11 protein-coding genes are annotated in these 12703 nt (G+C 54.3%); 8 read left to right on the top strand and 3 right to left on the bottom strand.

The features are described from left to right. Positions 1-104: 104 nt before the first annotated feature. Positions 105-3158, top strand: a complete 3054-nt coding sequence (gene ydiJ / locus BBA90_RS12795; protein ID WP_065649477.1) for a D-2-hydroxyglutarate dehydrogenase YdiJ — start codon at positions 105-107, stop codon at positions 3156-3158. A gap of 30 nt (positions 3159-3188) precedes the next feature. Here ydiJ and BBA90_RS12790 read toward each other — a convergent pair whose 3' ends face one another. Further along, positions 3189-3593, bottom strand: coding sequence for a hypothetical protein (locus BBA90_RS12790; RefSeq protein WP_065650480.1), 405 nt, complete (start codon positions 3591-3593; stop codon positions 3189-3191). A gap of 386 nt (positions 3594-3979) precedes the next feature. Here BBA90_RS12790 and sufA point away from each other — a divergent pair, with 386 nt between their 5' ends. From sufA to BBA90_RS12755, 7 genes are read left to right on the top strand one after another with little or no spacing between them, the layout of a single operon-like run. Next, entirely contained in the window at positions 3980-4354 is a 375-nt protein-coding gene (gene sufA / locus BBA90_RS12785) for a Fe-S cluster assembly scaffold SufA (RefSeq protein WP_065649476.1), read from the top strand. 7 nt (positions 4355-4361) lie between these two features. Then, positions 4362-5855 carry a Fe-S cluster assembly protein SufB gene (gene sufB / locus BBA90_RS12780; protein WP_065649475.1) on the top strand — a complete coding sequence of 498 codons (1494 nt, stop codon included), beginning with the start codon at positions 4362-4364 and terminating at the stop codon, positions 5853-5855. Positions 5856-5894: 39 nt separating this feature from the next. Continuing rightward, positions 5895-6641 (top strand): Fe-S cluster assembly ATPase SufC, encoded by a 747-nt coding sequence (gene sufC, locus BBA90_RS12775; protein WP_039384106.1) that lies wholly within the window; start codon positions 5895-5897, stop codon positions 6639-6641. After that, a complete protein-coding gene (gene sufD, locus BBA90_RS12770) occupies positions 6616-7893 on the top strand; it encodes a Fe-S cluster assembly protein SufD (RefSeq protein ID WP_065649474.1) in 1278 nt (425 codons plus the stop codon). Before sufC ends, sufD begins: the two co-directional genes overlap by 26 nt. After that, positions 7890-9110, top strand: coding sequence for a cysteine desulfurase SufS (sufS, locus tag BBA90_RS12765; protein ID WP_065649473.1), 1221 nt, complete (start codon positions 7890-7892; stop codon positions 9108-9110). Before sufD ends, sufS begins: the two co-directional genes overlap by 4 nt. A gap of 20 nt (positions 9111-9130) precedes the next feature. After that, positions 9131-9547 carry a cysteine desulfuration protein SufE gene (gene sufE / locus BBA90_RS12760; RefSeq protein ID WP_065649472.1) on the top strand — a complete coding sequence of 139 codons (417 nt, stop codon included), beginning with the start codon at positions 9131-9133 and terminating at the stop codon, positions 9545-9547. 60 nt (positions 9548-9607) lie between these two features. Further along, positions 9608-10582 (top strand): L,D-transpeptidase family protein, encoded by a 975-nt coding sequence (locus tag BBA90_RS12755; RefSeq protein ID WP_065649471.1) that lies wholly within the window; start codon positions 9608-9610, stop codon positions 10580-10582. An 88-nt stretch (positions 10583-10670) separates the two neighbouring features. Here the strand turns inward: BBA90_RS12755 and BBA90_RS12750 are convergent, their stop codons facing one another. Further along, positions 10671-10907: a major outer membrane lipoprotein gene (locus tag BBA90_RS12750; RefSeq protein ID WP_039384115.1), complete on the bottom strand. Its 237-nt coding sequence runs from the start codon at positions 10905-10907 to the stop codon at positions 10671-10673. A gap of 302 nt (positions 10908-11209) precedes the next feature. Next, a complete protein-coding gene (gene pykF / locus BBA90_RS12745; protein ID WP_065649470.1) occupies positions 11210-12622 on the bottom strand; it encodes a pyruvate kinase PykF in 1413 nt (470 codons plus the stop codon). Between the last annotated feature and the right edge of the window lie 81 nt (positions 12623-12703).

Genomic DNA, 12703 nt, shown 5'->3' with positions numbered 1-12703 from the left:
TGAGTGAGGGCAGGGAAATGCCAGCAGGCAGGAAAAAAATGTGATACAACCAGAGGTTAAAAAACTTACTACGCAAACGTTTACAACATCCCGGTCACGACACCATGATCCCACAAATTCCGCAGGCTCCCGGCCTGGTTCAGCAAGTTCTCGCCTTTTTACAGGCGCTCAAAGAGCAGGGTTTTACCGGCGATACCGCTACCAGCTATGCCGACCGTCTCTCCCTCTCCACGGATAACAGCATCTATCAGCTTCTGCCGGATGCGGCACTGTTTCCGCGCTCGACCGCTGATATCGCCCTGATTGCGCGACTGGCCAGCGAGTCCGCTTTTGCCAGCCTGACGTTTACTCCGCGTGGCGGCGGCACCGGCACCAATGGACAGTCGCTGAATCAGGGCATTGTGGTCGACATGTCGCGCTACATGAACCGTATCCTGGAGATTAATACTGAGCAGGGGTGGGTGCGGGTTGAAGCGGGGGTGGTGAAAGATCAGCTTAACGCCTGGCTCAAACCTTACGGTTTCTTCTTTTCACCGGAGCTCTCTACCAGTAACCGCGCCACCCTGGGCGGTATGATCAATACCGATGCCTCAGGCCAGGGATCGCTGGTATACGGTAAAACCTCCGATCATGTCGAAGGATTACGTGCGGTGCTGCTGGGCGGCGATATCCTTGATACGCGCGCCATACCGGTGGCGCTGGCGGAGCAGCTGGCCGCAACGCCGACGCCCGAAGGCCGTATCTATCAGACGGTGCTGCAAAGCTGTCGCGAGCAGCGCGCGCTGATCCTTGAAAAGTTTCCGAAGCTTAACCGTTTTCTGACCGGCTACGATTTACGCCACGTCTTCAGTGATGATATGCAGCAGGTCGATCTGACCCGGCTCTTGTGCGGTGCCGAGGGCACGCTGGCGTTCATCACGGAAGCGCGTCTTGATATCACGCCGATCCCCAAAGTCCGTCGTCTGGTCAACGTTAAATATGAGTCATTCGACTCAGCGCTGCGCAACGCCCCGTTTATGGTGGAAGCGCAGGCGCTGTCAGTCGAAACCGTGGATTCAAACGTGCTGAATCTGGCGCGTGAAGATATTGTCTGGCACTCCGTTAAGGAACTGATCACCGATATCCCTGATAAAGCGATGCTGGGGCTGAATATCGTCGAATTTGCCGGCGATAACGGCGCACTTATCGAACAGCAAATCGCCCGTCTCTGTGGCCGGCTGGATACGCTGATGGCGCAGCAGCAGGGTGGCGTAATAGGCTATCAGCTCTGTGATGAACTGGCGGATATCGAACGTATTTACGCTATGCGCAAGAAAGCGGTTGGCCTGCTGGGCAATGCGCAGGGTCGCGCCAAGCCCATTCCCTTTGTTGAGGATACGGCGGTGCCGCCGGAGCAGCTGGCTGACTACATTGCCGAGTTTCGCGCGCTGCTGGATAGCCACGGCCTGAGCTACGGTATGTTTGGCCATGTTGACGCGGGCGTACTGCATGTGCGTCCGGCGCTGGATATGTGCGATCCGCAGCAGGCGCTGCTGATGAAGCAGATTTCGGATGAGGTGGTTGCGCTGACGGCCCGTTACGGCGGGTTACTGTGGGGGGAGCATGGCAAAGGTTTCCGCGCGCAGTACAGTCCGGCCTTTTTCGGTGAAACGCTGTTTACTGAGCTGCGTCGGATTAAACGCGCCTTCGATCCTGATAACCGGCTTAATCCGGGTAAAATCTGCACGCCGCTGGAGAGCGACGCGCCGATGATGCAGGTGAACGGGGCGATGCGCGGCGACCTGGATCGTCAGATCCCGCTGACGGTACGCACCAGCTGGCGCGGCGCGATGGAGTGTAACGGCAACGGTCTCTGCTTTAATTTCGATGCGCGCAGCCCGATGTGTCCGTCAATGAAAATTACCCGCAATCGTATTCACTCGCCGAAAGGGCGTGCGGCCCTGACGCGTGAATGGCTGCGCCTGCTGTCGGAGCAGGGTGTTGATCCTGACCAGCTTGAGCAGGCGCTGCCGCGGCAGGGAGCCAGCCTGCGTATGCTGATCCAGCGTACGCGTAACAGCTGGCACGCTAACCGCGGAGAGTACGACTTCTCCCATGAGGTCAAAGAGGCGATGTCAGGCTGCCTGGCCTGCAAAGCCTGTTCGACACAGTGTCCGGTTAAGATTGATGTGCCCGATTTCCGTGCGCGCTTTTTGCAGCTTTACCATACGCGTTATCTGCGACCGGTCAGCGATCACCTGGTGGCCAGCGTAGAGCGCTATGCGCCGCTGATGGCAAAAGCGCCAAAAGTGTTTAATTTCTTTCTGCAGCAGCCGTGGATGCGCGAATTCAGCAAAACCCATATCGGTATGGTGGATCTGCCTCAGCTCTCCGCACCTAACCTTAAACAGCGTTTGAGCGGGCATCCGGCCATGAGCCTGACGCTGGAGCAGCTGGAGGCGATGGACAGCGCAGCGCGACAGCAGTGCGTGCTGGTGGTGCAGGATCCGTTTACCAGCTACTACGAAGCTCAGCTGGTGACCGACTTTATTTCACTGATTGAAAAACTGGGTTACCGTCCGGTGCTGCTGCCTTTCTCACCCAACGGAAAAGCGCAGCATGTAAAAGGGTTTCTGCAGCGTTTCGCCCGTACAGCGGCGAAAACCGCTGAACTGCTTAACCGGATGGCAAAACTCGGGATGCCGATGGTTGGTGTCGACCCGGCGACCGTACTCTGCTATCGCGATGAGTATCAGCAGGTACTGAAAAGTAAGCGCGGTGATTTTAGCGTGCTGCTGGTGCACGAGTGGCTGCAGCAGGCGCTGGCTGGTGGGGTAAACCAGCCCGTCAGCGGTGAGCCCTGGTATCTGTTTGCGCACTGTACTGAAGTGACCGCGCTGCCCGCTACGCCGGATCAGTGGCAGAAGATATTTGCCCGCTTCGGTGCCCGGCTGGAAAACATTAATACCGGCTGCTGTGGCATGGCGGGAACGTATGGCCACGAGGCGCAGCATCTGGAAAACTCACTCGGTATTTATGCGCTCTCCTGGCATCCGCAGCTACAGCGGCTGCCACGCCAGCGCTGTCTGGCCACCGGCTTTTCCTGTCGCAGTCAGGTTAAACGCGCAGAAGGCAACGGCATGCGGCATCCTTTACAGGCGCTGCTGGAATTGATGTAAACAAAATGTAGGAGCCGTCACAAAGCTGGATTAGAATATCCAGCCAGCGTGACGGACAAAATCACGCTGCAGGCGCGTTGCCTGGTCCCAGTCGCCACTCTGTGCCAGTTTATGACACAGGTGCGTCAGTGACTGGCGGGCGAACTGATACGCCTGCAGACGAAACAGCCGGTCGCGGTCATCGTTGCCCATCTCCTGAATCAGGCGATGGTGCAGCTTGCCTAAGGCGTGCAGATAGCTGCGATCGTCGCCGTTGATGTCGCAGATTTCTGCCATATCAAGGCAGGTATCATTGAACCGGCGCAGCTGCCCGAGTGAGCACTCCGGCCGGTTAAGTCTGGCTTCTGCCAGATAGAAATCTACGGTGATATCGCGTACAGCGAATTTATAGTCGCTGATTTTGTGTTGTAACCAGGCTGAAACGGTACGTGTCATAGCGCCGCCTAAACAGTTAATGATAATCATTATCATATTAAACTGCGTCAGGAATGCAATTCCCGCTAAAAAATATATTGATGTCTGTAACCTGTTACTAAAATCGGCAATAACAATCTCTTTACATTCAGTAAAGGCGTAACCTGTACACAGGTTGACAGCTTTGGGGTCTCTTTTTATAAAATGTTACGATATCAATAAGTTGTGATATTTGTCCCGAATAAAAACTGTCTGTTACAGGCTTCAGTAAAGGGGCTATGCTTAATTATTAAGCAGAAAAAACAGCACGAGATGATTATCCCTGCAAAACAAGAGGTTGAAGTGATAGGCGATATCACTACCATAGGGGGATAGCCTGAGAAGGTCCAGACTTGCGAGGTACAACGATGTCATCAGTAAACGCCGCGTCCTTTTCTCCTGACGATTTTGTCTGGAAAGGACTTACGCTGACCGAGTCGGCAGCGAAACAGATCCTGACTCTGGTTGAACAGGACCCGGCAGTAAAGGGCCTGAAACTGAGCGTGAAACAATCTGGCTGTGCCGGTTTTGGTTATGTCATGGATCTGGTAAAAGAGCCAGCCGATGACGATCTGCAGTTTGAGCAGTTTGGCGCAAAACTCTTTGTGCCGCTTCAGGCAATGCCGTTTGTCGACGGCACAGAGCTGGACTATGTCCGTGAAGGCCTGAACCAGATCTTTAAATTCAATAACCCTAAAGCTCAGCACGCCTGCGGGTGCGGTGAAAGCTTTGGCGTCGAGTAAGTGAAATATGTCACGACATAGCGAAGCATCTGATGATGTACAAACCTGGGAAGGCAAGCTCAACTATAAAGAGGGCTTCTTTACCCGGTTACAAACCGACGAACTGGCACACGGCATCAATGAAGATGTCGTGCGTGCGATATCGGCTAAACGTAACGAACCCGAGTGGATGCTTGAGTTCCGGCTCAAGGCTTTCCGTGCCTGGCTGGAAATGGAAGAGCCGCACTGGTTAAAAGCGCACTATGACAAGCTCGACTATCAGGATTACAGTTACTTTTCTGCGCCATCATGCGGCAACTGTGACGATAGTTGTGCGTCCGAGCCAGGTGCAACCCAGACATCCGGCAGCGTGGCGTCCAGTGACTATCTGACGCAGGAAGTGGAAGACGCGTTTAATCAGCTGGGTGTTCCGGTACGTGAAGGGAAAGAGGTCGCTGTTGATGCGATTTTCGATTCCGTGTCGGTCTCCACCACTTACCGTGACAAGCTGGCTAAACAGGGCATTATCTTCTGTTCGTTTGGCGAAGCAATCCATGACCATCCGGAACTGGTACAGAAGTATCTGGGCACCGTCGTGCCGCATAACGATAACTTCTTTGCTGCGCTTAACTCAGCGGTAGCCTCTGATGGCACCTTTGTTTATATCCCGAAAGGGGTACGCTGCCCGATGGAGCTGTCGACCTATTTCCGCATTAATGCGGCGAAAACAGGTCAGTTTGAGCGCACTATTCTGATTGCAGATGAAGACAGCTATGTCAGCTATATCGAGGGCTGCTCGGCGCCGGTGCGTGACACTTATCAGCTGCACGCTGCGGTCGTTGAAGTCATCATCCATAAAAATGCTGAAGTGAAATATTCCACGGTACAGAACTGGTTCCCTGGCGGTGAAGGTGAGGGCGGTATCCTTAACTTCGTTACCAAGCGTGCGCTGTGCGAAGGCGATCACAGTAAAATGTCCTGGACGCAGTCTGAGACCGGATCTGCGATTACCTGGAAATATCCAAGCTGCATCCTGCGCGGTGATTACTCCGTGGGTGAGTTCTACTCGGTTGCCCTGACCAGCGGTCGCCAGCAGGCGGATACCGGCACCAAGATGATCCATATCGGTAAAAACACCAAGTCCACCATTATCTCCAAAGGGATATCGGCAGGTAAAAGCCAGAATACCTATCGCGGGCTGGTGAAGATTATGCCGACGGCAACCAATGCGCGTAACTTTACGCAGTGTGACTCGATGCTGATTGGCCCTGACTGTGGTGCCCATACTTTCCCGTATGTGGAAACGCGTAACAATACCGCGCAGCTGGAGCATGAAGCCACCACGTCACGTATTGGCGAAGATCAGATGTTTTACTGCCTGCAGCGCGGCATCAGCGAAGAAGATGCGATCTCCATGATCGTTAATGGCTTCTGTAAAGATGTTTTCTCCGAGCTGCCACTGGAATTTGCCGTGGAAGCACAAAAACTGTTAGCGATCAGCCTTGAGCACAGTGTCGGCTGATGCCACACGCGTTGCCGGAAGCAATGTGAAGGAATAAGTATGTTAAGTATTAAAGATTTACAGGTTAGCGTTGAAGATAAAGAGATTTTGCGCGGTCTGAACCTTGAAGTTAAACCAGGTGAAGTCCATGCGATTATGGGCCCGAATGGCTCAGGCAAAAGTACGCTTTCAGCAACGCTGGCGGGTCGCGAAGATTACGAGATCACCGGGGGCTCAGTCACCTTTAAAGAGAAAGATCTGCTGGCACTGGAACCCGAAGAGCGCGCAGGTGAAGGCATCTTTATGGCGTTCCAGTATCCGGTAGAGATCCCGGGTGTGAGCAACCAGTTTTTCCTGCAGACCTCTGTTAATGCGGTACGTAAATATCGCGAGCAGGAAGAGCTGGATCGCTTTGATTTCCAGGATTTTATCGAAGATAAAATTAAACTGCTGAAAATGCCGGAAGATCTGCTGACGCGTTCAGTCAACGTTGGCTTCTCTGGCGGTGAGAAGAAGCGCAATGATATTCTGCAGATGGCGGCGCTGGAGCCAGAACTCTGCATTCTGGATGAGACCGATTCGGGCCTGGATATCGATGCTCTGAAAATCGTTTCAGAAGGCGTCAATAGCCTGCGCGACGGCAAGCGCTCTTTCATCATCGTAACGCACTATCAGCGTATCCTGGATTACATCAAGCCGGATCACGTGCACGTTCTTTATCAGGGTAAAATCGTTAAGTCTGGCGACTTTTCACTGGTGAAACAGCTGGAGGAGCAAGGCTATGGCTGGCTTACCGACGAAGAGTGATAATGCCCTGCAGCAGTGGCACCATCTGTTTGAGTCACGCGGCGAGCAGCGCTCGCTGCAGGCGCAGCAGCACTGGCAGCAGCTGATGCGTGAAGGCTTGCCCACCCGCAAGCATGAAAACTGGAAATACACGTCGCTGGAGAGCCTGCTGGGACAGCACTTTGTGCTGCCTGCTGCGCAGAACGTCAGCCGTGAGCAGGCAGATGCGCTGGCGCTGCCGCTGGATGCAGTACGACTGGTGTTTGTTGACGGCCGCTTTCAGCCGGCGCTGAGCAGCACGGAAACCGATCTGTTTGAGATCCAGCATGTTCAGGCAGCTGAGCGTCGCGATCTGCCGGCACCGGTACAGCCGGAAATTTTCCTGCATCTGACAGAGAGCCTGGCAGAAGAGGTAACGACGGTTCGTCTGGCGCGTGGCAAAACGGCTACCCGTCCGCTCTATCTGCTGCACATCACCAGCGGTCAGGCGGATGCGCTGAACACCGTACACCATCGTCATCACGTTGAGCTGGAGCAGAGTGCAGTAGCGGAAATCGTTGAGCACTATGTCACACTCAATGATGCTTCACACTTTACCGGCGCACGTATTACGTTTGCCGTGGCGGATAACGCGCAGCTGAAACATACCAAGCTCGCCTTTGAAACCAGCAGCAGCTATCACTTTGCGCACAATGACATCGTGATGGGCCAGGATGCACGCGTCAGCAGCACCAGTTTCCTGCTGGGTGCCGGTCTGTCACGTCATAACACCAGCACGCAGCTGAATGGCGAAAACAGCGAGCTGGCAATGAACAGCCTGGTTCTGCCGGTGGGCAGCGAAATCGCAGATACCCGCAGTTATCTGGAGCACAACAAAGGCCATTGCCTGAGTCGTCAGCTGCATAAAACCATTTCGCGGGAAAAAGGCCGTGCTGTCTTCAATGGTCATATCAAAGTGGCACAGCATGCGCTGAAAACCGATGGTCAGATGACCAACAACAACCTGCTGCTGGGCCGGCTGGCTGAAGTCGATACCAAGCCACAGCTGGAGATTTACGCCGATGACGTTAAGTGCAGCCACGGCGCCACCATCGGTCGCATTGATGATGAGCAGATGTTCTATCTGCGCTCGCGCGGTATCGCTGAAGAGGCGGCGCAGCAGATGATCATTCACGCTTTTGCCGCCGAGCTGACCGAAACGCTGGATGATGACATTCTGCGTCAGGCGGTGCTGGCACGCATTTCACAGCGTTTCCCTGGAGTACATTCATGAGTTTCGATTCCGAACGAGTCAGAGCGGAGTTTCCGATCCTGAGTCGTGAGGTCAACGGACACCCGCTGGCCTACCTTGACAGCGCGGCCAGCGCGCAGCGTCCGCTCGCGGTAATCAACGCGGAAAGTCATTTTTACCAGCACGGCTACGCTGCCGTGCATCGCGGTATCCATTCGCTGAGCGCGCAGGCAACCAGCGATATGGAAGCCGTACGCGCGCAGGCTGCGGCCTTTCTGAATGCGGCTTCGCATGAAGAGATCATCTTTGTTAAAGGCACAACCGAGGGGATTAACCTGGTTGCCAATAGCTGGGGCGGCAGTCAGCTGCAGCCCGGTGATAATCTCATCATTACCGAGATGGAGCATCACGCTAACATCGTGCCGTGGCAGATGGTGGCACAGCGTACCGGTGCTGAGATCCGCGTTCTGCCGCTCAACGATAGCGGTGAGCTGGCCACAGAACAGCTTGCCTCGCTCATTGATAGCCGCACCCGACTGCTGGCCGTTACGCACGTCTCTAACGTGCTGGGCACCGTTAACCCGGTTAAGGCGCTGGTGGCGCAGGCTAAAGCGGCTGGCCTGATTACGTTAATAGATGGTGCGCAGGCGGTCATGCATCACGCCGTTGACGTGCAGGATATCGACTGCGATTTCTACGTCTTCTCCGGACATAAGATCTATGGTCCGACCGGTATCGGCGTGCTCTATGCGCGTAAAGCGCTGCAGGAGCAGATGCCGCCGTGGGAAGGCGGAGGTTCAATGATCGACCAGGTTATGCTGCCGGTGGGAACCACCTGGAACAGTGCGCCGTGGCGTTTTGAAGCGGGTACGCCCAACACCGGTGGGATTATCGGTCTGGGAGCCGCGCTGAACTGGGTGAGTGAACTGGGGCTTGAGGCTATTCATGCACGCGAAAGCGCGCTGATGCGTTATGCGCTGGATAAACTCGCTTCAGTGCCGGACATTGTGCTTTATGGTCCTGCGCAGCGCAGCGGTGTGATCGCCTTCAACCTGGGTAAACACCACGCCTTTGACGTAGGCAGCTTCCTCGATCAGTATGGTATTGCTATTCGCACCGGTCACCACTGTGCGATGCCGCTGATGCGTCACTACGCTGTACCGGCGATGTGTCGTGCCTCCTTCGCGCTGTATAATACCGAAGATGAGGCGGATCGGCTGGCCGCTGGCCTGACGCGTATTCATCGCCTGCTGGGCTAAGCAGATTTCAGGAGTAACAGATGGCGAACCTGCCGGAAAAAGAGAAGCTGGTGCGTAACTTTAATCGTTGCGCTAACTGGGAAGAGAAGTACCTTTACATCATCGAGCTGGGTGCAAAATTACCAGAATCCTCTGAAAGCCTGCATCAGCCAGAGTATGTCATTTCAGGCTGTCAGAGTCAGGTCTGGATCCGTATGACGCCACAGGCGGACGGGTCGATGGCGTTTGAGGGAGACAGCGATGCAGCTATTGTTAAGGGATTGATCGCAGTCGTGTTTAGTCTGTATCAGGGGCTGAAAGCGCAGGAAATCCTCGACCTTGATGTGCGCCACTGGTTCGCGGAACTGGCGCTGACTCAGCACCTGACGCCGACGCGCTCTCAGGGGCTGGAAGCGATGATCCGCGCTATCCGTCATAACGCTCAGCAGCTCTGCTAAGGTACACTCTTCAGACCCCGGTTCAGCCGGGGTCTTTTCCATCCAGAAAGAGAAACCTGCATGAAACCTGCGTTACGTTTAGCTGGTGCACTGCTGCTGTCCTGCTTCGGACTCTCTGCACCTTCAATGGCTACTGAATATCCTCTCCCTGCCGACGACAGCCGCCTGATCGGCGAAAACGTTCTGACCACTATCTCTGATAATAAACAGCCGCTGGAGAGCGTAGCAGCGCGCTACAGCACGGGGCTGCTCGCCCTGCTGGAAGCAAACCCTGGTGTTGACCCCTGGCTGCCGGCGGCAGGCACGCAGATCACCGTGCCGCTGCAGATGCTGTTGCCGGATGCGCCGCGCAAAGGGATTGTGGTTAATCTGGCCGAGCTGCGCCTCTACTACTATCCGCCTGGCGAAAACCGCGTGGTGGTGTATCCGATAGGCATCGGCCAGCTGGGTGCTGCGACGCCCGATATGGTGACGCGTATCAGCCAGAAAATCCCTAATCCTACCTGGACACCGACGCCAAATATTCGCAAGCGTTATGCGAAAGAGGGCGTTACGCTGCCGGTAACTGTCCCGGCCGGTCCCGATAATCCGATGGGGCTGTTCGCGCTGCGTCTGGCGCACGGCAAGGGGCACTACCTGATCCACGGTACCAACGCCGACTTTGGCATTGGCATGCGTGTCAGCTCCGGCTGTATTCGCCTGCGTCCCGCGGACATTGAAGCGCTGTTTAACAGCGTACCGGCAGGCACGCGCGTTCAGATTGTTAATCAGCCGGTGAAATACGCTATCGAACCAGACGGTAAACGCTATATTGAGGTTCATCAGCCGCTATCACGCAGCGAAAAAGATGATCCGCAGACGCAGCCGCTGGTGCGCAGCACCGCCCTGAAAGCTTTTAGCCGCAGTGCAAAAAGTGACAGTGCGCTGATTGAGGAGGCGATGACGCGGCGTTCGGGTATGCCGGTGCTGGTCAGCAGTGGGGAACCGGTCTCCGGAGAGACGGCAGATCAGGTTGTCGCGGATCCACAGGGCTGACGTCAACCGGCCAGACAGCGCCACCGGGTGCTGGGATCCGGACAAAAAAAATGGTGCCACCAGGGCACCATTTTTCAAACCAGAACTCTTACTTACGGTAAGAGTGAGCCTGGTTGTCCAGACGCTGGTTAGCGCGAGCTGCGTCATCTTTAGCAGCCTGAACGTCAGAACGCACTGCGTTCACGTCGTTGCTCAGCTGGTCAACTTTAGCGTTCAGAGTCTGAACGTCTGAAGACAGCTGGTCGATTTTAGCGTTGCTTGAGCAACCAGCCAGCAGAGTTGAACCCAGGATTACCGCGCCCAGTACCAGTTTAGTACGTTTCATTTTATACCCTCTAGATTAAGTTAATCTCCATGTAGCGTTACAAGTATTGCACAAAGCTTTTTAAGTTGAGAATAAATTTTTGATGGGAACATGCTTAAATTTGATCGTTCGCTCAAAGAAGCAGCATCTGGCAGAATATGATGAAAATATTTAGCGAAAACAGAGAGATTTAATCGGATTAACCTTAATTACACAACATATTGAATAGTTATTTTCGATTTGAATTTTTCTGGTTTTAGATTAGCGATGGAATAAAAAAAGCGCCGGTTAAGGCGCTTGTTTAAATAAAGTGTGACGTTAAATCAAATCACATGCACGGAAGCGGTGTTAGTAGTTCCGCTTGGTACCAGCGCACCGGAAACCATCACGACCACATCACCTTTCTGCGCATAGCCGCTTTCCAGCGCCAGCTCTTTGCCAATGCGATAGAAATCATCGGTTGATTCAATGCGGGCGACCAGACGCGTCTCAATACCTTTGCTCAGGATCAGCTGACGTGCCGTAGTCTGGTTAGTTGTCAGCGCAAGAATGGTTGCATCAGGGAAGTACTTACGTACTGATTTCGCTGATTTTCCGCCTTCTGTGGCTACAACAATCAGCGGTGCCTCCAGTTTCTCTGCGGTCTCAACGGCACCCCGGCAGACAGCCTCCGTAATGCGCAGCTTGCGTGAGTCTTTCAGCTCATCGATGCGTGACTTCATCACGCGGTCGGTACGCTCGCAGATGGTCGCCATGATAGTGACCGACTCCAGCGGGTAGCGTCCTTTGGCGCTTTCACCTGACAGCATCACGGCGTCAGTACCGTCAAGAATGGCGTTAGCCACGTCGCCCGCTTCAGCACGGGTAGGGCGCGGATTTTTGATCATGGAGTCGAGCATCTGCGTAGCAGTGATGACCACTTTACGGGCTTTGTTGCACTTTTTGATCATCATCTTCTGCGCGAAGATAACCTCTTCAACCGGGATCTCTACGCCCAGATCGCCGCGCGCAACCATAATGCCATCAGAGGCTTCGAGAATTTCATCGAAGTTGTTCAGGCCTTCCTGGTTCTCGATTTTAGAGATGATCTGAATGTTCTCGCCGCCGTGCGCTTTCAGATGCTCGCGGATCTCCAGTACGTCAGAGCGTTTACGAATAAACGATGCGGCGACGAAGTCCACACCCTGCTCACAGCCAAAAATCAGATCGCGCTTATCTTTCTCAGCCAGCGCAGGCAGCTGAATGGAAACGCCCGGCAGGTTAACGCCTTTGTTTTCACCGAGGTCGCCGTTATTCAGCACTTCACACACCACGCTGTTTTCCGTGACTTCGGTAACGGTCATACCGATCAGGCCATCATCGACCAGAACCGTGTTACCAATTTTCAGATCTTCAGTAAAACCGCCATAGGTAACAGCGACACGCTCATGGTTACCAATCACAGACTGATCGGTTGTAAAGGTAAAGGTCTGGCCCGCTTTGAGTGAAACGTCGTTGCCACCCTCCAGCTTCATGGTGCGGATTTCCGGTCCTTTGGTGTCCAGCAGAATCGCGGCCTGATGCCCTGTTTTTTCCATGACGGCACGCATATTTGCGATGCGCTGACCATGTTCGGCGTAATCACCGTGCGAGAAGTTGAGACGCATAACGTTCATGCCGGCTTCCAGCAGCTGGGTCAGCATCTCTTCTGATTCGGTTTTCGGCCCGATAGTACAAACAATCTTGGTCTTTTTCATGTCAGATATCTGTATGTTGTGATGGATGATAAAGGTCGGTATCCGATGCGCGGAGCACCGAAGCGAAAATGTGACGATTGT

Origin of the sequence: Pantoea eucrina (assembly GCF_001691555.1) — a bacterium.
Classification (GTDB): Bacteria; Pseudomonadota; Gammaproteobacteria; order Enterobacterales; family Enterobacteriaceae; genus Pantoea; species Pantoea borealis.
Note: the sequence above shows the minus strand (reverse complement) of the source record. Positions and strands in the feature narration are given on the sequence as shown.